Annotated in this window: 18 protein-coding genes; 4 read left to right on the top strand and 14 right to left on the bottom strand. The window is 35.6% G+C overall.

Translation table 11 applies throughout. The annotated features are described in order from the left end of the window. Positions 1 to 62: 62 nt before the first annotated feature. The 4 genes from B0A67_RS22580 to B0A67_RS22565 form a co-directional block, all read right to left on the bottom strand. Positions 63 to 2,312, bottom strand: a complete 2,250-nt coding sequence (locus B0A67_RS22580) for a cation:proton antiporter domain-containing protein (protein ID WP_072961764.1) — start codon at positions 2,310 to 2,312, stop codon at positions 63 to 65. A 233-nt stretch (positions 2,313 to 2,545) separates the two neighbouring features. Next, complete coding sequence (gene purB / locus B0A67_RS22575; protein WP_072961761.1) at positions 2,546 to 3,892, bottom strand: adenylosuccinate lyase; 1,347 nt, start codon at positions 3,890 to 3,892, stop codon at positions 2,546 to 2,548. 89 nt (positions 3,893 to 3,981) lie between these two features. After that, positions 3,982 to 4,590, bottom strand: coding sequence for a sterol desaturase family protein (locus B0A67_RS22570; protein ID WP_242671011.1), 609 nt, complete (start codon positions 4,588 to 4,590; stop codon positions 3,982 to 3,984). A gap of 80 nt (positions 4,591 to 4,670) precedes the next feature. After that, the gene (locus tag B0A67_RS22565; RefSeq protein ID WP_072961754.1) at positions 4,671 to 5,372 is read right to left on the bottom strand and encodes an SIR2 family NAD-dependent protein deacylase; all 702 of its coding nucleotides are present in this window, start codon (positions 5,370 to 5,372) and stop codon (positions 4,671 to 4,673) included. A gap of 404 nt (positions 5,373 to 5,776) precedes the next feature. Here B0A67_RS22565 and cysC point away from each other — a divergent pair, with 404 nt between their 5' ends. The 4 genes from cysC (at position 5,777) to B0A67_RS22545 (ending at position 8,710) form a co-directional block, all read left to right on the top strand. Continuing rightward, positions 5,777 to 6,304 carry an adenylyl-sulfate kinase gene (cysC, locus tag B0A67_RS22560; protein WP_072961752.1) on the top strand — a complete coding sequence of 176 codons (528 nt, stop codon included), beginning with the start codon at positions 5,777 to 5,779 and terminating at the stop codon, positions 6,302 to 6,304. 18 nt (positions 6,305 to 6,322) lie between these two features. Beyond that, a complete protein-coding gene (locus B0A67_RS22555; RefSeq protein ID WP_072961749.1) occupies positions 6,323 to 7,006 on the top strand; it encodes an aspartyl/asparaginyl beta-hydroxylase domain-containing protein in 684 nt (227 codons plus the stop codon). A gap of 9 nt (positions 7,007 to 7,015) precedes the next feature. Continuing rightward, complete coding sequence (locus B0A67_RS22550) at positions 7,016 to 7,975, top strand: sulfotransferase family protein (protein WP_072961746.1); 960 nt, start codon at positions 7,016 to 7,018, stop codon at positions 7,973 to 7,975. Positions 7,976 to 8,047: 72 nt separating this feature from the next. Continuing rightward, positions 8,048 to 8,710 (top strand): TrmH family RNA methyltransferase, encoded by a 663-nt coding sequence (locus B0A67_RS22545; RefSeq protein ID WP_072961743.1) that lies wholly within the window; start codon positions 8,048 to 8,050, stop codon positions 8,708 to 8,710. Between the two features lie 172 nt (positions 8,711 to 8,882). On the opposite strand, the gene B0A67_RS22540 is transcribed toward B0A67_RS22545, so the two are convergent. From B0A67_RS22540 to secA, 10 genes are all read right to left on the bottom strand, one after another. After that, positions 8,883 to 9,746 (bottom strand): YARHG domain-containing protein, encoded by an 864-nt coding sequence (locus B0A67_RS22540; protein ID WP_207557379.1) that lies wholly within the window; start codon positions 9,744 to 9,746, stop codon positions 8,883 to 8,885. After that, the gene (locus B0A67_RS22535; protein ID WP_084074575.1) at positions 9,743 to 10,309 is read right to left on the bottom strand and encodes a DUF2306 domain-containing protein; all 567 of its coding nucleotides are present in this window, start codon (positions 10,307 to 10,309) and stop codon (positions 9,743 to 9,745) included. Before B0A67_RS22535 ends, B0A67_RS22540 begins: the two co-directional genes overlap by 4 nt. A gap of 154 nt (positions 10,310 to 10,463) precedes the next feature. Next, positions 10,464 to 12,062, bottom strand: coding sequence for a PepSY-associated TM helix domain-containing protein (locus tag B0A67_RS22530; RefSeq protein ID WP_072961735.1), 1,599 nt, complete (start codon positions 12,060 to 12,062; stop codon positions 10,464 to 10,466). A gap of 118 nt (positions 12,063 to 12,180) precedes the next feature. Beyond that, positions 12,181 to 14,340: a TonB-dependent receptor gene (locus B0A67_RS22525; RefSeq protein ID WP_072961733.1), complete on the bottom strand. Its 2,160-nt coding sequence runs from the start codon at positions 14,338 to 14,340 to the stop codon at positions 12,181 to 12,183. A gap of 93 nt (positions 14,341 to 14,433) precedes the next feature. Continuing rightward, positions 14,434 to 14,811 (bottom strand): hypothetical protein, encoded by a 378-nt coding sequence (locus tag B0A67_RS22520; RefSeq protein ID WP_242671010.1) that lies wholly within the window; start codon positions 14,809 to 14,811, stop codon positions 14,434 to 14,436. A 33-nt stretch (positions 14,812 to 14,844) separates the two neighbouring features. Continuing rightward, positions 14,845 to 15,804: a transporter family protein gene (locus B0A67_RS22515; protein ID WP_072961730.1), complete on the bottom strand. Its 960-nt coding sequence runs from the start codon at positions 15,802 to 15,804 to the stop codon at positions 14,845 to 14,847. Between the two features lie 207 nt (positions 15,805 to 16,011). Beyond that, positions 16,012 to 17,052 (bottom strand): cytochrome-c peroxidase, encoded by a 1,041-nt coding sequence (locus B0A67_RS22510; RefSeq protein ID WP_072961978.1) that lies wholly within the window; start codon positions 17,050 to 17,052, stop codon positions 16,012 to 16,014. 245 nt (positions 17,053 to 17,297) lie between these two features. Next, positions 17,298 to 18,101, bottom strand: coding sequence for an MbnP family protein (locus B0A67_RS22505; RefSeq protein ID WP_072961727.1), 804 nt, complete (start codon positions 18,099 to 18,101; stop codon positions 17,298 to 17,300). A 111-nt stretch (positions 18,102 to 18,212) separates the two neighbouring features. After that, positions 18,213 to 18,590 (bottom strand): hypothetical protein, encoded by a 378-nt coding sequence (locus B0A67_RS22500; RefSeq protein WP_242671009.1) that lies wholly within the window; start codon positions 18,588 to 18,590, stop codon positions 18,213 to 18,215. Between the two features lie 183 nt (positions 18,591 to 18,773). Beyond that, positions 18,774 to 22,115 carry a preprotein translocase subunit SecA gene (secA, locus tag B0A67_RS22495; RefSeq protein ID WP_072961723.1) on the bottom strand — a complete coding sequence of 1,114 codons (3,342 nt, stop codon included), beginning with the start codon at positions 22,113 to 22,115 and terminating at the stop codon, positions 18,774 to 18,776. Positions 22,116 to 22,182 lie beyond the last annotated feature (67 nt).

Below are 22,182 nucleotides of genomic sequence, written 5' to 3'. Positions count from 1 at the left end.
ACTAAGAGTTTAACTCTTTCTCATCTTAGAAACTTAGCACCTTAGTAACTTATATAAAAATGTTATAGAGCGACATGTACACTGTCTTTCATTAAATCGTTCATTCGTTTTTTATCTCCAACGACCCATATAATATCATTTTTTTCTAAGATCAGATGCGATTCCGGATTTAAAATTCGGTTCCCGTTTCTTTCAATCCCAACTACAAGTCCACCGGTTTTTTCCCTAAACTGTCCAATACTTTTTTGAATAAAATCTTCATTAGAAATCTCTAACTGACGTAAAACAATATCTGATTCTTCGTGGTTTTTGGTGGCTTCTACTTCATTCTGTAAATAATTGGTAAACTCTGCGATTTGCTCATCAGTACCAATGACACAAATTTCATCACCCGGAAACAAACGTTCGTTTTTAGTTGGGATTGGGATTGTGATTTCACCACGCCTGATAAAGGCAATATTAATTCCCATATTCTCACGGATGCGCAATTCCTGCAGCGTTTTACCGGCAAGGTTAGATTCTTTTCCAATATCAAAAATAGACATGTGACCATCCCAAGGCATTAAATTGGCATATCTTCTGTCTATTTTTTTGTTTTCACGATCGTTAAGGTTTTTCAAAAAGTGATTTTCAATTTTATGATATTGTTCGTTCAGTTTTTTAGGAAACAGTTGATAAGCCCCAATCGCAATTATCAACGCAACGAAAGCTACTAAAGGAGAAAAGAAAATATTAAGTAAGAAACCAACAAAAAATAAACCAAGGCTCATTCTTATTAAAATAAGCATCAAAAGGGCTCCACGATATTTGCGTTCTTCCCACAAGGTTTCTACTTCATTTACTTTTACGCGTCGCAATGAAAGTGCCCATAAAAACGGAGCAATAATAACTAGTGTGATCAATGCAGCCAACGTATTGCCAAATCGTGTATCTGCTACTAAAGGTGCAACAAATTTAGCCGACAATAAAATAATGGCCGTAATAATAATAGTATGCAATATGATTTGTGTGATCGAAGCACGAAGGACAATCTGCCAGGTACTTACAGATTTAATTGCCTGTGCATTCACACTATATCGATTAATGTTTTTGATCCATTTTTTAGGGAGTTTTCGTTCCAGATATCCTGAAAAAGGATCTGAATATTTAATTAAAAATGGAGTTGTAAATGTTGTGATAGCGGACACGGCAACGATTATAGGGTATAAAAAGTCGCTGGTTACTTTAAGTGTCATACCTAAAGTCGCAATAATAAAGGAAAACTCACCAATTTGCGCCAGACTCATTCCGGTTTGCACGGATTGTTTCAGAGGCTGTCCTGATAATAAAGCTCCTATAGACGAACTAATTGCTTTTCCGAAAATAGTAATAAGCGTAATAAGTGCCACTGGTAAGGCGTAAGTAATTAAGGTTTCAGGATTGATCAACATTCCGACCGATACGAAGAAAACAGCACCAAACAAGTCTTTTACAGGCTGAATCAAATGTTCGATTTTTTCTGCCTGAGTTGTTTCTGCAATAATAGACCCCATAATAAAAGCACCAAGGGCAGGAGAGAAGCCAACATTTGCAGCAAACATAACCATCATTAAACAAAGCGCCAGGGAGATAATCAGCAACATTTCGTCTGTCAGAAGATGTTTTGCTTTTTTCAGGATTGTTGGAATAATAAAAATTCCGCCCAAAAACCAGATGATTAAAAAGAACACTAATTTTAAAACAGATTGCAGCAGCTCAGTGCCCGAAACCTGATCGCTTACAGCAATTGTCGATAGTAAAACCAACATCAAAATGGCCACGATATCTTCGACAATTAAAGCACCAAAGACAATGCCCACAAACTTTTTTCCTTTTACTCCCAGCTCGTCAAATGCACGAATAATAATGGTTGTAGATGAAATCGAGAGTGTTGCCCCAAGAAAAATACTATCCATTTTTCCCCAGCCCATCCATTGTCCCACACAGTAACCAATGAGGGTCATGGATAAAATTTGGGTTATGGCAGTGATTGAGGATGTTCCTCCGACTTTCATTAATTTCTTAAAACTAAATTCGAGCCCCAGACTAAAAAGTAAAAAGATTACCCCAATTTCAGCCCAGACTTCAACACTTTTCATGTCAGTAATGGAAGGAAAAAAGTCAAAGTGGTTTCCAGCTAAAAATCCGGCAATCAAATAGCCTAAAACCAGAGGCTGTTTCATTTTTTTAAATATCAAAACGGCAATTCCGGCGGTCATCAGGATTAATCCCAAGTCGCTAATAAGGGGTTGTAAATGGTGTGTAGTTTCTGCAGCGGCGCTTAAGGCAATCATAAAGTGGTATTTATATTAGGGAGCTAATCCAGCTTTCCATTTCAAGCTTTTGCTCAAAAAAAATATTTTTAACGCAGCTACAGGAGCTTCCGTTGGTCGCTCTGTTTCTGCAAAAAAATAGATTTTTTTTAGCAAAAGGCTTTTCATTTCAATCCGGGCTATTTCATGGTTTAAACAAAAAAAAGCTATCTCGATAAAGATAGCTTTTTTTGATAAAATATTTTAAATTTTATTTATATTCCCACATAATTACTAGGAGTTATAGCCATTAATTCGGCTCTAACTGAGTCAGAAACTTCTAGGGTTGCTATAAAATTGTGAATTGCTTTCTTATCAATAGCTTCGTTGGTTCTTGTTAAACCTTTCAACGCTTCATACGGATTTGGGTACGCTTCACGACGTAAAATCGTTTGAATAGCCTCAGCTACAACAGCCCAGTTTTTCTCTAAATCTTCGGCAAACTTAGCTTCATTCAGAAGCAATTTGTTTAAACCTTTTAGCGAAGCTTCAAAAGCAATAATAGTATGTCCGATTGGCACACCAATATTACGTAAAACAGTACTGTCCGTTAGATCGCGCTGTAATCTTGATACCGGTAATTTAGCCGATAAATGTTCAAAAATAGCATTTGCGATTCCTAAATTTCCTTCTGAGTTTTCAAAATCAATAGGGTTTACTTTATGAGGCATTGCAGAAGATCCAATTTCTCCTGCTTTGATTCTTTGTTTGAAATAATCCATCGAGACATACGTCCAGATATCGCGATCTAAATCGATAACGATAGTGTTGATTCTTTTTAAAGCATCAAAAAATGCAGCAAAATGATCGTAATGCTCTATTTGTGTTGTTGGAAAAGAATGGTGTAAACCAAGATCTGTTTCAACAAATTTGTTACCAAATTTTTTCCAGTCGATCTGAGGATACGCTACGTGATGTGCATTGTAGTTTCCTGTTGCACCGCCAAATTTAGCGGCAAACGGAATGTTGAACAATAAACGCATCTGCTCTTCAAGACGTTCTACAAAAACTAAGATCTCTTTTCCTAAACGAGTAGGAGAAGCCGGTTGTCCGTGTGTACGTGCTAACATTGGAATGTCCTTCCATTCTACGCTTAATTCTTTTAATTTAGAAATTAAAGCAATTAAAGAAGGCATGTATACTTGCTCAAAAGCATCTTTTGTAGAAAGAGGAATTGCGGTATTGTTGATATCCTGAGAAGTTAATCCGAAGTGAATGAACTCTTTGTGTTGAGATAAGCCTAATTTTTCAAAAGCATCTTTGATAAAGTATTCCACCGCTTTTACGTCGTGATTGGTTACTTTCTCCGTTTCTTTTATCCAAAGAGCATCTTCAGTAGAGAAATTTTTATAAATATCACGTAAACTGTCAAATAAATCTGGGTTTACGTCTGCAAGTTGTGGCAAAGGTACTTCGCACAAGGCAATAAAGTATTCAATTTCAACTAATACACGGTATTTGATTAAAGCTTCTTCTGAGAAAAATGGTGCTAATGAAAGGGTCTTACTTCTATATCGTCCGTCAATTGGTGATATAGCATTCAATTCGTTTAAAGTAGTCATTGTTATGTTGTTTTTCGAAAGGCACAAATATAAGCTATTGTTAAAACTTCTGAAAATTACCGAAGCGTTATTATGGCAGAACTTGCAAATTAAATGTTTGTTTTGAAGATTTTATCCCAAATCGTAAAATAAAAACCAAAATTATGTGATTCATTTTTATGATGATTGGAGTGAAATTTTGTTGTTGATATCCATTTTGTAAAATATCCTTTGTACCAGAAATCGGGAAAAATATCTGTTTTTAGATGCCCGAAAATCCCGTATAAGAGATTTAAAATTAAATAAATAATAATACTGAGATAATTGAAACTCAATAACGTAATTGAAAACAACCAGATGATCCCAAATCCAAGCGTTTCTACAGGATGAAGTACATAAAGACTATAAACGCTTGTTTCGACATGTGTATGATGCAGTTTATGAATAGGGTAAAACCATTTTAGGTAATGCGCCAGAAAATGAAAACAAAACGTGAAAAAATCCATTAGTATGATCAGTAAAAAAGTATCTGTAATAATTGATAAAAGCGATGGTGAAAAATCGATTTTGATCATCCCGTAATTATATAACTCAAAGCCCAGCAACGTTATAAATGTGTTGCAAATTAAGGTCGTGATTACCCATTTACGATCAGTTTTGTTCAGCCTGGTGTTGTCGTATTCGATGACTTTTGCAAGCACAACGGAGAGTACTATCAAAATTAAGTTTTCAATCAGAAAGAAAAAAAATAAACTAAGTAAATTATACTGAGATAATTCTTGTAACCGGCTTTGGAATATCATAGGTTTTTTTCGATTTCTAAAAGTTTTTGTCTTAAAATGGCAACACCTTCAGAAGCAGGTTTTGCAATGACTTCGACTTTATTCTGAATATTAGGGATTGCAATTGGTTTAGGATCAATGTAGAAAACCGGCGTAATACTATAGGTATACGAAATCAATCCTGCTGCCGGATAAACTTGCAATGAAGTCCCGATTACGGCAAAATAATCAGCGGTTTCCGTAATTTCGATCGCTTCTTCAAGGGCAGGAACGTCCTCGCCAAACCAAACAATATGTGGTCGTAGCTGATGTCCGTTTTCATCAAGATTGCCGGTATATAAATCATCTTTCCAGTCTAAAATTAAATTGCGGTTTTGTGTACTTCGCACTTTTAATAATTCTCCGTGCAGGTGCAATACTTTTTTACTTCCGGCGCGTTCATGCAGATCATCTACATTTTGAGTGATGATATGAACATCGAAATCCTTTTCTAACTCGGCTAGAATTTTATGACCTAAATTGGGCTCAACTTCTTTAAGCTGCTGACGTCTTTTATTGTAAAAGTCCAAAACCAGTTCCTGGTTTTTTCGCCAGCCTTCAGGAGTTGCGACTTCCATTACATCGTGACCTTCCCATAAACCATCACTGTCGCGAAATGTTTTTATTCCGCTCTCGGCACTAATTCCTGCTCCGGTTAAAACAACCAATTTCTTTTTCATTTTATTCAATTGAAGGATAAAAATAGTGATTTATGGGAATAAAAAAGTTAAAGTCTGTATTTTGTGCCTTTAGGCAGTAAATGGTAGTAGAAAAAAAGAATTAAAATAAATTTAGCTTCCTGTAGGCCAATGTCATTAAGTTAAGTTTTTAGAAAATAAAATTATTGCAAATTAAATCTGTTTTATCCGCGTCAAAATTAGACGCTGATTTTACTGAGTCGCTAAAGCGAAAACGCTGATAAAAACGGATTTTTCTAATTACTTTCCTAATTAAACGGTTAAATAATTTTGTAGATTTCCCCTTAACTTTGATTTTTCACAGTAAAAAAAGCGTAATTATACTTATTGTAAGAGTCTTACAAAATGTTTATTTTTATTATCAGGTAAAGTAAAATAAACTTTTAATGATTTTAATACAGTTTACAGGATTGTCAGGTTCAGGCAAAACAACATTGGCTCAGAATGTGCGTCATTTGTTAGCAGATAAAAGTTACAAAGTCGAAATCGTTGATGGAGATGTTTACCGTAAAACCATTTGCAGTGATTTAGGGTTTTCAAGAGAAGACAGATGCGAAAATATCAAGCGTTTGTTTCAGGTAGGACAAAACTTTGTGAAAGAAAATACAATTGTTTTAATGTCAGTCATTAATCCTTATGAAAATCTGCGTAACGAGTTAAGAAGCTATGAGTTTGTGAGAACCGTATATTTAGATTGTTCGATAGCCAACCTTATTAAAAGAGATCCAAAAGGATTGTATCAAAAAGCTTTGCTGCCGGATCACGACCTTAATAAAATAAATAATTTTACCGGAATAAGCGATGTTTTCGAAATTCCATCCAATGCAGATTTAGTTTTAAAAACAGATCTGGAAACGGAAATTTTTTCCACTAATAAATTATATGATTTCATCATTAAAAATTTATCTGAATAATTTAATTCTTTACAGTATATGAATCCTTCATCAAGTCAACTTCCCATTTCGTTTTCGATAGATAAATTGCAAGAAGATCTTGTAATATGTGAAAATGATTTATGGACACCACATTTTAATACCAATAGATACGAGGGAAACTGGACAAGTATTTCTTTAAGATCGCAATCTGGTTTGTCAAACGATATTATGTCTTTTGCAAATGCAACGTATAAAAATACGAGTTTATTAGATCGCTGTGATTATTTTAAAGAAATTATGGATTGGTTTGAATGTGATAAAGAAGCAGTCAGATTGCTTCGATTAGATCCTCAAAGCGAAATTAAAGAGCATGTTGATAATGATACCTCTTATGAAGATGGTTTTTTTAGAATTCATATTCCTATTGTAACGAACGATGATGTATTTTTTTATGTCGATAAAAAACGTGTTCCCATGAAAAGGGGAGAGTGCTGGTACGCCAATTTTCAGCTTCCGCATAGCGTAGAAAACAAAAGTGCTGAACCACGTATACATTTCACACTCGATTGCATAAGAAACGATTGGTCTGATGAATTGTTTACTAAAATGGGTTTTAATATAAATGAATCATCCAAAGAGAATCAGTATTCAGATGAACTAAAACAGCAGATTATTGCGGAGCTTTCCCGAAATCCGTCAGAAGCCGGAGCTAAAATCATTGCAGATCTACAATCAAAATAAAATCATAAAATGGAAAATATAAATCATCCACTTTTCAACTGGATTCCTGTTAAGTTAATCGAAAAAGACAATGAGATTTATTTCGAATGGATTTATTTGGCAAACTTAAAATTGGCCGATCCGTTTTTTGATGAAAGTATAGCAAAATGCAAAAGCCATGCTTATAATTCGAAGCAATGTAAAGTAGTAAGTACGGTAGAAAATCTTATAGATTGGTCTAATGAACTGATTTCAGTTGAATTAAAATCTTTGGTTTTTCATGTGTCCAGATGCGGTTCTACCATGTTGAGCCAATCTTTAGCAACTTCTTCAGAAAATATAATGATTTCTGAAGCGCCAATTATCGATCAAATTTTGAGAAGTGATCTTTTTAGCTTGGAGAAAAAAACGTCGCTAATACAATCAGTATTAAAATTACTGGGACAAAAAAGATTTCCTGAACAAAAGCATTTAATTATAAAACTCGATGCCTGGCATATTTTTAAGTCGGCATATTTAAGATCAATTTTTACTGATATACCTTTTGCTTTACTGTACAGAAACCCAACAGAAGTTTTAAAATCACATCAGAAAATGATGGGAATGCACATGGTTCCTAATCTATTGCCTTCTCAAATTTTTGGGATTTCGGTAAAAGAAGTTCACGACTTAAGTTTTCAGCAATATGGCGGATTAGTTCTAGAGAAATATTTTCAGGGGTTTCTTGATTTTTACGAAATGGATCAAAATGTTGTAATGCTCAATTATAATGAAGGAATGAGAGCCGTTGTTGAGAAGTTTGTATCATTTATAAATGTTCAGTATTCGAATGGCGAACTTGAAAAAATGTACGATCGCTTAAAAAGACATTCTAAAAATGAAAGTGCTGTTTTTGCCGGAGATCAGTTTAAAGAAGAAACTTTGAAGATCGATTTTTCGAAGCTCGAAATTTTGCATGAAAAACTGAATAACAGCTTAGTTAACTATTAAGACAGTTGAAAATTGAGGTGAAATTTCTTTCTGTTTTAATTATGGTGTATTTTTGCGGCAAACACGAATAAAATGATTGATTTAGATTACCTCGCTTTTCTTGAAAATATATTAACTGACAACCGTAAAGAAAGATTCTTAAAAGTACTCGGAAATCGTACAAAGCATTTTACAGTTGTTGTAGAAGATGTTTTTCAGATGCACAATACAAGCGCTGTTATGCGTAGTTGTGAGGTTTTTGGGATTCAGGAACTGAATGTTATCGAACAACGTTACGGAAAAAAGATCGATAAAGAAATTGCAATGGGTGCCCAAAAATGGGTAGACATCAATCAGTTCGATTCTGTTACCAATTGTATTTCGACTTTAAAGGAGCAGGGATATCAAATTATTGCCACAACACCTCACGAAAATGATTGCTTGCTGGAGGATTTTGATATTACAAAACCAAGTGCCTTGTTTTTTGGAACAGAAAGAGACGGTTTGTCAGAAGAGATTCTGGAAAAAGCAGATGGTTTTCTTAAAATACCAATGGTTGGTTTTACAGAGAGTCTAAATATTTCTGTTTCTGCTGCCATCATCATTCAGAACCTGACAAACAGATTGCAAAAATCAGCTATCAACTGGCATTTATCAGAAGATGAAATTCTGGAGAAACGTTTAGCGTGGGCTAAGAATTCGATTAAAGATATTAAACGAATTGAGGCGCGCTATTTTGAAGAGAATCCCAAATAAGTTGCTAAGAAAAAAAACTTAGAACCTTAATATTATTGTCAGTTGAGCGGAGTCGAAACCCTTATAAATTCAAAAGAATCTCGACTCTGCCCGATTTGACAATATTGTTGCTTCTTCAAAAAACACGATAAATAATTAGTAGAAAACTCTTGCAGTTCTTGGCTAAAAAGATTTATCTCCCAAAGGTGTCATAGTTGTCTTCGGCATATTTTTCAAAACGTTTTAGTAAAACTATGTTTTGTTGTTCTGTTGATGTAAGTTCACTACTTACATCACTTGAAATTGGAATGTACCAATCGACACGATCAAAAAACTGACGTACTTTTTTTGCTTTAAAAGTAAGTCCATGTCTTGCATAAATAGTATTTCTAAGGATTTCTAAGTCCAGTTTTTTTAGGTTTTTAACGTCTGATTCGTCTAGTTTTTGTGTTGATGAATTTATGGTATGTACAGCAGGAGATGCTATCCTGTAAGTATCTTCACTGTATTCTTCACCTTCTTCTTCGTTTTTTTGTGTTTTAGGATTTAAATAATCAACATACATTTCTCCTTCCGAGAGCATTACATCAGGATCGTACTTAAAATCTTTTTTAGTAAGTTCAAAACTCCTTTCAGAAACTTCTTTTTTAGGATTATTGGCTACCCATATTCCTTTCATTAGCGTGTTGTCTTCTATTTCAAAATCAAAAACACCATCGTTTTTATCATCTCCGGGTTCCTTTAGTATAAAATGAACTTTATTTCCGGTTTTAGTCATTTTTCCTTCGAGAGGCCTGTTATTACCCGCTACAATACTTTGTCCAATAACTTTATTTTCCGTTATCTTTTTTATTACAATATTGATTTTATTGCTGTACATTTCCTTCTCTTCTTTGCTTTTATCGCGTTCTTTTACAATAAACTCGCCCACCCAGGAACCGTATAATTCTGTTAAGATTTCTTTTTCTTCGGGCGCTTTAGCTTTATTTTTGGTGGTTTTATTTTCTTTACAGGAAAAAAGCACTACAAGAAGTGATAAACAAAAAAGTTTTTTCATTTTTTTAATTGGTTATAAATATAGTATTCAACGATTAGTAAATTCGGAATCCAGCCAAGCCACGCTATTATCTGATAAACGTCCATTGGTGGCGGGTGAAACAAATATACAAGAATAATCTTCCAAAAACGCAATGTGATGGCCGAAAAGGTCAAGGCAAAACTTCGTAACATAAATGCCTTATGGTTGGTGACTTTTCTGTTTTTTATAGCGGTAAAACCTTTAATGGTAAAGTAAAACCACAAAATCGACAAGCTAATAAAAGAAACTTTAGAGTAAATTCCCCCGTTTGCAAAAAGACCGATAAATAAACCCGAAGGTGCACTTAAAAAAAGCACTGTAAAAACATAAAACTTTCCAATATTTCGATGTGTTACGGGAAACTTTTTTAAGAGTGTACTGCTAAATTGAAAAAATCCGGCAAGCAAAACAAAGATCGACGAATATACATGCACATAAAATATAGGATAATAAAACGGAATTTGAGTAATCTCGGTTTGTTTGATTTGAAGAAAAGCAACATTATTATCAATTGGAATATATTGCCAGGTAATCTTAATCATTAATATGAAAAAATAGCTGAAACACAGAATCCATAAAATAGGTAATAAAAGGCTTAGATTTCTTTTCAATTTTAATTAAAATAAATTGGAAGCAAATATAAGAAAAATCCCTCGGCATAAAATTGCAAAGGGATGAATTGAGTTGAATTCTTTTCTATTTCTTCAAAAACAAAATAAATCCCAGAACACTAACAATCAAAATGGTTAATGCAGCTACAACCATTGTCAGATCCCGAATGTTTTTTCCTGCCCAATCCATAAATAAAAATTTATGTAAAATGGCAAAAGAATATCCTTCGATCATATCTGAGCCTTTAACTATGGCGGCCAATCTTGAAGTGGCAGTTTCGATAAAATAAGTCGTTTTTTCCGGGGTGTCATAAGCCAGTTTTATAACAGGTAATCTTTTGTTTACAAAGCCATATTCGCGACTATTAAAATCAGTTAAGAGTTTAGAATCTAATAATTTTACGTTTTCTAAAGAAGTATGAGGTTCATCTGAACCCTCATCCATTTCGCAACAAGCAAGTTTAGGCGCTCCGTCTGTAAAATAATAAGCGAGAAATTCAGCATAATGGAAGTCCAGATTTGGTGCAGCTTTGTTAGTTGCAGCATTAATGTAAATTACTTCAGATTTTGGATCGTCTTTTTTATTCCATTTCGAATTTGAATCTGATTTCGATGTTTTGAATTTCTTCTTTTCAAGCAATTCACAACGATAATATGTAGTATCATTTAAAGTAATAATACTCGCGTTTTGAAAACGGCTCCAGTCTAAATCCAGCTTATTGTTGGCAACCGGAATTTCTTTGGTTTCGAATGTGGGTTCATAAACCATTTGCGATAAAGTGTAGGGACTCCATTTTGTTGTGGCGTGATACGCACCACTAAAAGCAAATGTCAGAGTAAAAAGCGAAACCCAGATCCCAATTTGGCGATGGTATTTTCTAAGGCCTTTTTTAGGTTGTAAGCTATCTGTCTTTTTGAACTGTTTCCAAAGCAGTCCATAAATTAAAATTCCGCTCAGGGCCGAAAATCCAATGATGGATAATAAAAATATCATTGTGATAATGCGGACACTATTGTTTGATATTGCGTCGATAAACGACCAGTTATGAAACGTATCAAAAAACCAAATAAATGCTTGTCGTGATGTTGGATTATAAGTTGCCAGTTTGCCGGAAGAGGTTTCTACATAAACCTGCATGGCATCGGTACGATTGAAACTTAATTTATAAACGGGTAAATAGCGATTGACATATTTGTACTGAGAAGTAAATTCAGTTACGACTTCGCTCTTTTTTACGGCACTTTTTTGATCATCGAGGAAATAACGCGAAAGCCATTCGGCATATTTCTGATCTCCATTTTCCAGTTTTTCAGCTGTCGAGGCATCAAAATACCGTAATTCACCAATTATAGTTTTTAGCTGATAATAGGTTTTATTGTTGAAGCTAACGATTCTGAAATTTTTGAATTGCGTTAGTTCGTTTTTCTCTAAAACTTCCTGAATCGAAAAGTGCAGCTGACTTTTATCAATTACTTGCGCTTCGAGTTTTTCGTGTGCGATTTCAGGTTTAAAAAAATGCGCCATAAACGGATGCATCAATCCTGAAAGTGTCCAGAATATCACCGGAATAATGGTAACTAACCCAATCGCACGATGCCATTTGTACATGTGCTGTTTGATTTTCTTGACCAACTTAGAGTCTTTTTTTCTGGACTTTTTGGCTTTGTTTATTTCTTTGCTCATATTCTTGTTCTTATGATTTATTGATGTTTTTTTCCACAGATTACAGGATTAGAATGATTTTTTTTAAATAATCTGTGTTAATCTTTTTAATCTGTGGCAAAAAAATATTGGCAGAAACTTATTTTTTTAATGAAAAATTATACTGTATTCCAAAGACAAAAGTTCTTGGCGCCGCTGCTGTATAAGTGGGCTGAGCATTTGTTGTATTCGCTCTCGAAACATTATAAGCGTATAATTTATCGGTTAGGTTTAGTACATTTCCGTATACTTCAATTTTTTTCCATTGGTAACCCACTCTGGCGTTGAATATATTATAACCGCTATATTTTATCGTGTTGATCTGATCCTGATAATAACTTCCCACGAGCTGCCATTCTACAGATGTTCTAAAATTCGGGAGCCAGTTGGGGTAGTAACTTACCTCAGAATTTCCGGACCATTTGGGTGCCGCCGGCATTTCTTTTCCGTTTAAATCCTGAACAGGATCGCTTGGTTTGTCCGAAAGTTTAAAATCGATATAAGTGTGTTGCGCATAAGTTCCGCCAAGACGAATATTGAATTGTTTCGACGGACGGTACGAAGCGCCAAACTCAACTCCTTTATGACGTGTTTCTCCGGCCGAACGATAATCAGTTGAATTGTCTGCCAGTTTGATGTTTAGTAATTCGTTTTTACCTTCCATATAATACAAAGCATAGTCAAAATTTAGTTTGTTTTGAAGAAAGGAAAACCATCCGCCGACCTCGTAATTGTTGAAAGTAGCGGGTTCGAGATTATAATAAAAATCAGCAGGAATGCCTGTTGTTCCGCCAGTTCCGGGTTTTGTTCTAAAAATAGAGGTAATTCCGGGAGGCGCAAAACCTTGTGAATAATTGCCATAAAAACCTGCAAATTCAAACGGATTGTAATTGGCACCGGCTTTAAAAGTCATTTTGTCATAAAGTTTACTTCCGGTAGAATTGTCTAAGGCATTTTCGTAATTCACTTTCATATTATCGTAACGGCCTCCAATTGTGACAATCAACTTCTCTATCGGATTAAAACTCAACTGCGCATAACCCGCACTATTAAAAATATCAGCAGAATAATCGGCTAGTTTTGAGTCCGGATGTTCTGCAACAATCTCATAAGAATTTACGGTTTGTTTGCCGGTTTCTCCTGGATTTAGATTGGCTTTCAGATCAATAATATACGACCAATAGGTTACGGGAGAATAATCGTATAAAGCTCCTGCAACCAATTTCGCATTTAGAAAATTGAATTTTTGAGTGTGCTGCCCAATAGCGCCATAACTTTTAAAGTTATTCGAATTTACTTCGCCTTTTGCCGTTGCAGGATTTACAGTTGGACTCCATCTGATTCCGTACGAAGGATTTTGACCTAATTTGTTGTCGCGTAAATAGCCGGTAATATAGCTGCTCGAATTACTGTTCCAGTCATGTTCCAGTGTTAGTCGGGTGCGTAAAGCCTGAGATTTTCTATAAGTAAAATCAGAAGTACTTTGATAGGTTCTGTTATTAAAAGCGTCTTCGTTGACTGTTCCGCTCATATCAGAATAATATTTGCCGTACATCGTATTACTGATCAATCGGGTAGAAGAGGAGATGTTATAATCGATTCGGGCATTCAGGTTGTCTTTATTATAATCAGAATACGTCATCCAGCCATTTTCCTGCAGACTCGAAATTCCGGCAATATGAAAACCAACTTTCCCGATCGTTGCGCCACCTGCGGCCTGAAATCTTCTGTAGCCATAATTATCAGCCTGAACTCCAAATTTAAATTCCGGATCAACAGGTGGTTTTAGCGAAATTAAATTGATCGTTCCGCCAACCGCTTCCGGGCCGTACAAAGAAGAAACCGGACCTTTGACCACCTCAATACTTTGTATGTTAAACTGATTAATTTCTAATAAAGCATTGTGATTAAAGATTCCCATTGGGCGAATTGGCAGGCCATCTTCGAGATACAAATAATAAGCATTGGTGGTCATAGGCTGGCGAATCGACATCATGTGCTGTTCGTTTCCTAAATTGACCATTAAAACCCCCGGTGTTTTATTGATGATCTCGTAAACCGCTGTGGCTTTGGTTTCATTAATTGTTTTAGCGGTTATTTTGCTAATGGCAACCGGAGTTTCTTTGCGTAAAGTAGCGGTTCTGTTGGCTGTTATAAAAACATTATCCAGTTCCTGAGATTTTGTGGTGTCTTTTTCTGTTTTATTTTGTGCTAAGACGCATTGCCCAATAATTAAAAGGGCGAAATATATTTTCTTCATTTTAAATGATATAAATTTTAAAAAGTAACCGGTATTCTTTGGGTAGAATACGAGTAAAAGCGTTTCAAAAGAATTGAAAAGCGGGACTAAAATTTATATGAAACAGGAGGGAGGATGAAAAGTAGCATTTGAAACCGAAATTGGTTTTTTATCGAAATAAGCAAAAATGGCTTTTCGCGATTTTATTGGCGCGACTAATTTGAAAGGATTTAAAGCAATATTCTGAATATAAATTACTTCTGCTTTTTCTTTTAGATTGTCTTGCATTCTTTTCTCGTTGTCGGAATATTTCTTTAAACTTTTTTGAAGTTCGCATCGTCCGTTACAAGAATTAAAAACCATTTTTCGCTGTACACAAATGGTTTTCGAAATCTCTTCCTGATTTAATTTGAATGTAGTATAAACAAAGAAACTGCCAAATGATGGCACCAAAAGCATACAGGAAAGTAATATGATAATGATTTTTTTCAAAGTTTGTTTCGTTTTTTTATTCTGTTTTAAAAATTACAGTGTATAATTCAGATTTACACTCCATCTGTAATTCGCCTCCATATTGCCGCTTGACAAGTTTTGATTGATTGGAAGCATCACATTTAACCCAACCGAAAATTTATCTTTTCCGGCTTCGACGCCAAATTTGCTAAACAGAATATCGCCCGCTGTATTGGGTAAATCCAGATTGTACTGTTTATTAGTTTGATAGACTTCGCCTGCTAATCCGGCTTGTGGAACAATCTGAATTGATTTTAAATCGAACAGATAAAAGAACGTTCCTGCATAATTAAACTGATCACCGTATTGATAGTTTTTGCTGTTTTCGGTTTTAAAGATGTAATTAAGCGTGGTGTTTAATCCCAGGTTTTTATGCTTTACCACATATTCAGAAACTACGGGAAAATCCCAGCTTCCGGTTCCCAACTGAAAACTCTGGTTGACACTGCCTAAATTATTGGCTTCAGTAAATTTCCCTGTTGGAAGTTTTACACCACCGCCAAGATTTACTTTGTGCGTAAAAAACGTACTGTCTTTTTGAGTTTCAAAAACTGTATATAAAGCCATTACGGTAATATCACCCAAACCTTCGATATTTTCAGTTCCTGCAGTCAAAGCTCTTTTATTAAAATGATACGGAACCAATGCCGAAATCTGGATTTTATCCGTTACAGGAATTCTTGCCCAGGCCTGAATCGTATTAAAATCTTCAGCAATCCAGGGCGAATTGGCAAAGATTCCGTCGCGGCTCTTATAGCTTTGTTTAAGATATCTCAAACCGACAAAATTGTTATTTAGCATCGATCCAAAACCCATGCTTCCGCCACTTGCCGAACAGCCGCAGGCATCACAATCAAAATCTTCCATCATCGCCAAACGCTGAAACGTAAAGCCCGAAATACTATCTTTTACGGTAAAACTAAAGGCCGAAAATCCAGCCAAAAGTGCAAACATTACTATTATCTTTTTCATTTTGGTATTTTTTAGGAGCTGATCCCGCTTTCGGCTGTATCTTTTTTAAGGCGAAGAAAAATCGCCTCAAAAAAGGATGCCGCCTCTATCGGGGCTAGGACTCCGTTTTTTATTATACTTTTATTTTTTGCCACAGGTGAAAGTGATTTCAATTATATTTTAATCGGTGTCGATCAGTAAAATCCGTACAATCTCTGGGCTGTTTTTTTAATATTCTGAGAAACGTTTATCCGTTAAATATTGATTGTCCGTCAATGTTTTCAGGAAAGCTATGATTTGTTTTTTATCAGTATCAGAAAGCGAAATTCCAAATTTGCCGTTCTGTTTTAATATCGGATCCAGAGTTGCTGAGTTTTCGATTCCGCTTGCATAATGATCTAAAACACCTTCGAGAGTTCCGAACCTTCCGTCGTGCATATAAGGTCCTGAAACTTCTACATTTCGTAAACTAGGAACTTTGAATTTGTAATAATCACTGGCCAATTCAGTCAGTTTATAACGGCCAACATCATTGACCATTGGGTTTACAGCCAGACCATTGTTGCGAAATGAATTATCAGTTTGTAAATCTGTGGCGTGGCACGAAGCACATTTTGATTTAAACAGATCATAACCTGCCAATTCATCTGTTGTTAAAGTTCCGCCAGCTTCATTTCGTCTGTATTTGTCGAATTTAGAATTAGATGACGTAACCATCACCATAAACTGCGAAAGTGCTTTCAGCATATTTTCGGTTGTAATGGCGCCATCGTCAAAAGCTTGTCCAAATAGTTTTTGATAGACTTTGTCCGCTTTCATCATTTTTAAGATGTCGTTCAGGTTTCCGTTCATTTCTATAATACTCGTAATCGGAATTATAGGCTGTAAGTCGAGATGGTCTGCAGATCCGTCGTACATAAATGTAGTCTGATAGGCCAGATTCTGGATCGACGGTGTATTTCGGGTTCCTTGCGCATTGTCTACACCATGACTTACAGTGTGTCCGTGATGCGTAAAGGCGTTGGCTTGTATGTGACAAAACCCGCAGGAAACAACTCCATCCGACGCTAAACGCCCGTCGTAAAATAGTTTTTTACCCAGTTCAAATCCTTTTTCTGTTGGTGGATTCTGTGCAATATTGTAGGCCAGAGCAGGAAAGTTTGACGGAACAGTAAATTCTAAAGGCACATTTACATATTCGTCATCCTGATCAGAGCAGCTCCATAACAACGGAATCATCAGCCATAGAAAATGTTTTATTTTCACCATGATTTTTTTATTTATAAAGAACAGGCAGATTTTTTTTGCTACTAATTGCACGAATGGGCACAAATTATAATCGAGTAGTTCTTTGCCGCAATTGTTCTTTGGATGATTAGAAGTACAAAAAGTTCTGGTTTAGCCCCGATAGAGGCGATATCCTTTTTTGTCAGCCGTGGCTGATAAAAAAGATAAAGCCGATAGCGGGACGCTATTTCTGGTAAATCGAAACTTTTGTGCTCCTTAAAATAGAATTAGTCGTTATGTACGTGGTCTACCTTAAACATAGTCGAGATGTTTTGGGTGATCAGAGGCAAGTTTGCTCCGCCCATAATCATGGCGCCCATTCCGCCTGCATTGTTGTCAGACAGTTTGATTTTGTTGGCTCCGTCAATGATTTTAGACAAATCGATTTTGAAATGAATTGTTGGGGTAATGGTAGTACGAACCAATGCTTTTGTTGGTAAATCAAGTGTCACTTCAGTATAGTTATAATCTGTTCCGGTTTTCCCGGTATGAATCATAAAAGGCGTTGGAGTAGTAACTGTAGGCGAAGTAAAAGTTCCCTCGAAAGCAAGAAATTTATAACCAGCAGCCCAAGACCACAACATTCCCGCCTTGTCAGCCTGCGCAAGAAAATCTCCTTGTCCGGCAGCACCTAATTTCCATTGGTCTTCATCGACTCCAATCCCAAATTTTACTTTTACGTAATCTCCGGCAGGAATATCGGTAAGTTTAAATTCGTGTCCGTCTGCGGCACCTTCGTCAGCAATAAAGTAGCTTTTGCTTTTTGGGTAAACTAAGGTAGTTCCGTCAGCTTTTGTTAAAACTACATTGCTCACAATATATTTTACTAAGCTTATTTTTAATACTTCGTTGTTCGAAGTGGTATTGCCTTGCGTGTTTAGAATCAAATCGTTTGCGCCAAAACCGTTGTCATATTCTAACACTAAACTTCCTGATCCTGAAGTATCATTTTTATTATCGTCGTTCGAACATGAAGTCAGGGCTACAGCAATTGCTACAACAGCAAGTGCTTTGTATAAAGTATTTTTCATTTTATGAATTTTATATAATTTTAAAATTTAAGTGTGCGTGAGCACGATTTCATTGTTTTTGGAACAACGAAATAATGATCTCAATAAGAAATTGAAATGCAGTTTAAAAAATTATATAAAATAGGATGGAGGGCGAAAAGTAGCAATCGAAACCGAAATAGGTTTTGCATCCAGTGTAGCAAAAAGTTCTGCTTTGGATTCTATAGGAGTTGCTAATTTGAATTCGGTGGTAATTGTATTTTGAAGGTAAACAATCTCTACTTTTTCTTTTAGATTGTTTTGCATTTTCTTCTCGTTGTCGGCGTATTTTTTCAAACTTTTTTGAAGTTCGCATCGGCCGTTACAGGAATTAAAAAGCATTTTGCGCTGCACACAAATGGTTTTCGAAATTTCGTCCTGATTTAATTTGAATGAGGTATAAACAAAGAAACTGCCAAATGATGGCACCAGAAGCATACAAGAAAGTACTATGATAATAAACTTCTTCAAGATTTGATTTCGTTGTTTTGGGAGCAAAAATACATTTTATTCGTTTTATAACGAATGATTTTCAGTTTTTTCTAAAAAAAAATATCCCCAACTACATTTGTAATTGGAGATATTTTGGTGTTGAGTCTCTGCCACAGTTTTCAGTTTGTATAGCAACTGAAAACAGCGACTGTAAAATGTGACTTATTTAACAAGAACCCAAGCGCCGGAAGCGATTAAAGTTTCTGCTTTTTTAAATTTCATTTCTTCGGTTCTTCCTGTTGCAACTTCCTGAATTGTAACAGTATCATTACGATTGATTTTTGGATTATCTCTTACAATCGTTTCTGTAACCTGACGTTGTTGTGTTTCTCCAGCTTCGCGGTTCATGTCTTCGCTGTTAACAATTTCGTCTTTGCTTAATTTGAAGTTCTCTTTTTGTCGAACTTCTTTTGCTTCGTGAATTTCAGGTACGTTTTGAGCCGGTAAATCACCTTTGAACAAGAATGAAATAACTTCTTTGTTTACGTTGTCTAACATTCCTCTAAACAAATTAAAAGCTTCTAATTTGTAAATAAGCAATGGATCTTTTTGTTCGTGAACGGCCAATTGAACAGATTGTTTCAATTCGTCCATTTTACGTAAGTGTTTTTTCCAGGCTTCATCAACAATAGATAATGTGATGTTTTTCTCGAAATCAGCAATTAGCTGAGCACCTTCGCTATCGTATGCTTTTTTCAGGTCAGTAACAACATTCAAAGTTTTGATTCCGTCAGTAAATGGTACTACGATACGCTCAAACTGATTGTTTGGCTCTTCATAAACTCCTTTAATGATTGGGAAAGCTTCTCTTGCGCTGCGTTCTGTTTTTTCTGTATAGAAAGCTAAAGTTTCTTTGTATATTTTTCCTGTAATTTCGATATCTGTTAATTTTGCAAAATCAGCTTCAGAAATTGGAGACGTGATAGAGAAATAACGGATCAGGTCAAATTCGAAATTTTTGAAATCATTTGTTGGTTTAGTCTGGCTTACGATTAATTCGCAAGTATCATAAAGCATATTTGCAATATCCAGTTTCAAACGCTCACCAAATAAGGCGTGACGACGACGTTTGTATACTACTTCACGTTGAGAGTTCATAACGTCATCATATTCTAATAAACGTTTACGAACACCAAAGTTGTTTTCTTCTACTTTTTTCTGAGCACGCTCGATAGATTTAGTCATCATAGAATGCTGAATCACTTCACCTTCCTGAAGTCCCATTCTGTCCATTACTTTGGCTACTCTTTCAGAACCAAATAAACGCATTAAGTTGTCTTCTAGAGAAACATAGAACTGAGAACTTCCCGGATCTCCCTGACGTCCTGCACGACCACGTAACTGTCTGTCTACACGACGGGAATCATGACGTTCTGTACCAATAATTGCTAAACCTCCTGCAGCTTTTACTTCTGGAGTCAGTTTAATATCCGTACCACGACCAGCCATGTTTGTTGCAATAGTTACAACTCCGGCTTTACCTGCTTCTTCTACAATCTGAGCTTCCTGTTTGTGCATTTTAGCATTCAAAACGTTATGGTTAACGCCTCTCATTTTCAACATTCGGCTTAATAATTCTGAAATCTCTACAGAAGTTGTTCCAATCAATACTGGTCTTCCTGCATTTGATAATTCAGTTACATCATCAATTACGGCGTTGAATTTCTCACGTGTAGTTTTATAGATATAATCTTCTTTGTCTATTCTTGACATCGGACGGTTGGTTGGAATTTCAACAACGTCTAATTTATAAATCTGCCATAACTCTCCAGCTTCTGTAACCGCTGTACCCGTCATACCACCTAATTTACTGTACATTCTAAAGTAATTCTGTAATGTTACAGTGGCAAAAGTTTGTGTGGCAGCTTCGATTTTTACATTTTCTTTAGCTTCGATCGCCTGGTGTAGACCGTCAGAATAACGACGTCCATCCATGATACGGCCTGTTTGTTCATCGACAATCATAATTTTATTGTCCATGATCACGTATTCTACATCTTTTTCAAAAAGAGCATACGCTTTCAAAAGTTGAGTAAGGGTGTGGATACGCTCGCTTTTTACTCCAAAATCCTGGAATAATCTTTCTTTAGCTTCTGCTTCACCGTCTTTATCCAGTTTTTGTTTTTCGATCGCTGCAATTTCAGTTCCGATATCCGGAAGTACGAAAAAGTCCGGGTCTGTATCTCCTGAAAGGTATTGAATACCATTATCAGTCAATTCTACCTGATTGTTTTTTTCTTCAATTACAAAATACAAAGCCTCATCCACTTTATGCATTTCGCGATTGTTATCCTGCATGTATTGATTTTCAGTTTTTTGAAGCAATTGTTTGATTCCTTCTTCACTCAAAAATTTAATTAATGCTTTATTTTTAGGTAAACTTCTGTAAGCTCTCAATAATAAGAAACCACCTTCTTTTGTGTTTCCTTCTTTGATTAATTTTTTAGCTTCAGCTAAGAAACCATTTGCCAGTTGACGTTGAAGCGCAACTAAGTTTTCGATTTTTGGTTTCAGCTCATTAAATTCATGACGATCTCCCTGAGGAACCGGTCCGGAAATAATAAGTGGTGTTCTTGCATCATCAATCAATACAGAATCGACCTCATCGACAATAGCGTAGTTGTGTTTTCTTTGTACTAAATCTGCTGGCGAATGTGCCATGTTATCTCTTAAATAATCAAAACCAAATTCGTTGTTGGTTCCGTAAGTGATATCAGCGTCGTATGCTTTTTTTCTTTGTTCTGTACTTGGCTGGTGATTATCGATACAATCAACAGTTAAACCGTGAAATTCGAATAAAGGCGCTTTCCAGGTACTATCACGTTTTGCCAGGTAATCATTCACGGTTACTAAGTGTACACCGTTTCCTGTCAAAGCGTTTAAGTAAAGCGGAAGTGTTGCTACTAAAGTTTTACCTTCACCCGTTTGCATCTCGGCAACTTTACCTTCGTGCAATACCATACCACCAATTAACTGAACATCATAGTGAATCATGTCCCATGTAATTTCTTTACCGGCAGCATTCCATTTGTTTGCCCAAACAGCTTTATCACCATCGATAGTGATATATGTTTTGTTGGCTGAAAATTCGCGGTCTTTAGGAGTTGCAGTAACTTCTATAAAAGAATTGTCTTTAAAACGACGCGCTGTTTCTTTAACAACAGAAAAAGCTTCAGGAAGAATTTCCAATAAAGTTTTCTCAGAGATTTCATAAGCCTCTTTTTCAAGAGCGTCTATAGCATCATAAAGATCTTCTCTTTTGTCGATGTCTTCAATGTTTTCTACTTCTGCTTTAAGCGAAGCAATTTTAGCATCTTTATCAGCTCTGGCTTGTTTTATTTTTTCTTTAAAATAAACGGTTCTAGCTCTCAATTCGTCATGAGACAAACCCATAAGGCTGGTTTCGAATGTTTTAATTTTGTTTAAATAGGGCTGTAAAGCTTTGACATCTTTCTGTGATTTATCACCTACAAAGACTTTAATAATACTGTTTATGAAACTCATGATTTATGGTATTTCTATTTTTATGTAAATGTGTATTTGAACCAAAAAAAAAGCCTCGGTGATGAGA

The organism is Flavobacterium aquidurense (genome assembly GCF_002217195.1).
In the GTDB taxonomy this organism is placed as follows: domain Bacteria; phylum Bacteroidota; class Bacteroidia; order Flavobacteriales; family Flavobacteriaceae; genus Flavobacterium; species Flavobacterium frigidimaris.
The sequence above is the reverse complement of the archived record's forward strand: the minus strand, read 5'-3'. Positions and strand labels throughout refer to the sequence as shown.

Bases quoted from the DNA above. Each gene is read 5' to 3' on its own strand.
- B0A67_RS22580 (WP_072961764.1), bottom strand. From the start codon at position 2,312: ATGATTGCCTTAAGCGCCGCTGCAGAAACTACACACCATTTACAACCC.
- purB (WP_072961761.1), bottom strand. From the start codon at position 3,892: ATGACTACTTTAAACGAATTGAATGCTATATCACCAATTGACGGACGA.
- B0A67_RS22565 (WP_072961754.1), bottom strand. From the start codon at position 5,372: ATGAAAAAGAAATTGGTTGTTTTAACCGGAGCAGGAATTAGTGCCGAG.
- cysC (WP_072961752.1), top strand. From the start codon at position 5,777: ATGATTTTAATACAGTTTACAGGATTGTCAGGTTCAGGCAAAACAACA.
- B0A67_RS22555 (WP_072961749.1), top strand. From the start codon at position 6,323: ATGAATCCTTCATCAAGTCAACTTCCCATTTCGTTTTCGATAGATAAA.
- B0A67_RS22550 (WP_072961746.1), top strand. From the start codon at position 7,016: ATGGAAAATATAAATCATCCACTTTTCAACTGGATTCCTGTTAAGTTA.
- B0A67_RS22545 (WP_072961743.1), top strand. From the start codon at position 8,048: ATGATTGATTTAGATTACCTCGCTTTTCTTGAAAATATATTAACTGAC.
- B0A67_RS22540 (WP_207557379.1), bottom strand. From the start codon at position 9,746: ATGAAAAAACTTTTTTGTTTATCACTTCTTGTAGTGCTTTTTTCCTGT.
- B0A67_RS22535 (WP_084074575.1), bottom strand. From the start codon at position 10,309: ATGATTAAGATTACCTGGCAATATATTCCAATTGATAATAATGTTGCT.
- B0A67_RS22530 (WP_072961735.1), bottom strand. From the start codon at position 12,062: ATGAGCAAAGAAATAAACAAAGCCAAAAAGTCCAGAAAAAAAGACTCT.
- B0A67_RS22525 (WP_072961733.1), bottom strand. From the start codon at position 14,340: ATGAAGAAAATATATTTCGCCCTTTTAATTATTGGGCAATGCGTCTTA.
- B0A67_RS22515 (WP_072961730.1), bottom strand. From the start codon at position 15,804: ATGAAAAAGATAATAGTAATGTTTGCACTTTTGGCTGGATTTTCGGCC.
- B0A67_RS22510 (WP_072961978.1), bottom strand. From the start codon at position 17,052: ATGGTGAAAATAAAACATTTTCTATGGCTGATGATTCCGTTGTTATGG.
- B0A67_RS22505 (WP_072961727.1), bottom strand. From the start codon at position 18,101: ATGAAAAATACTTTATACAAAGCACTTGCTGTTGTAGCAATTGCTGTA.
- secA (WP_072961723.1), bottom strand. From the start codon at position 22,115: ATGAGTTTCATAAACAGTATTATTAAAGTCTTTGTAGGTGATAAATCA.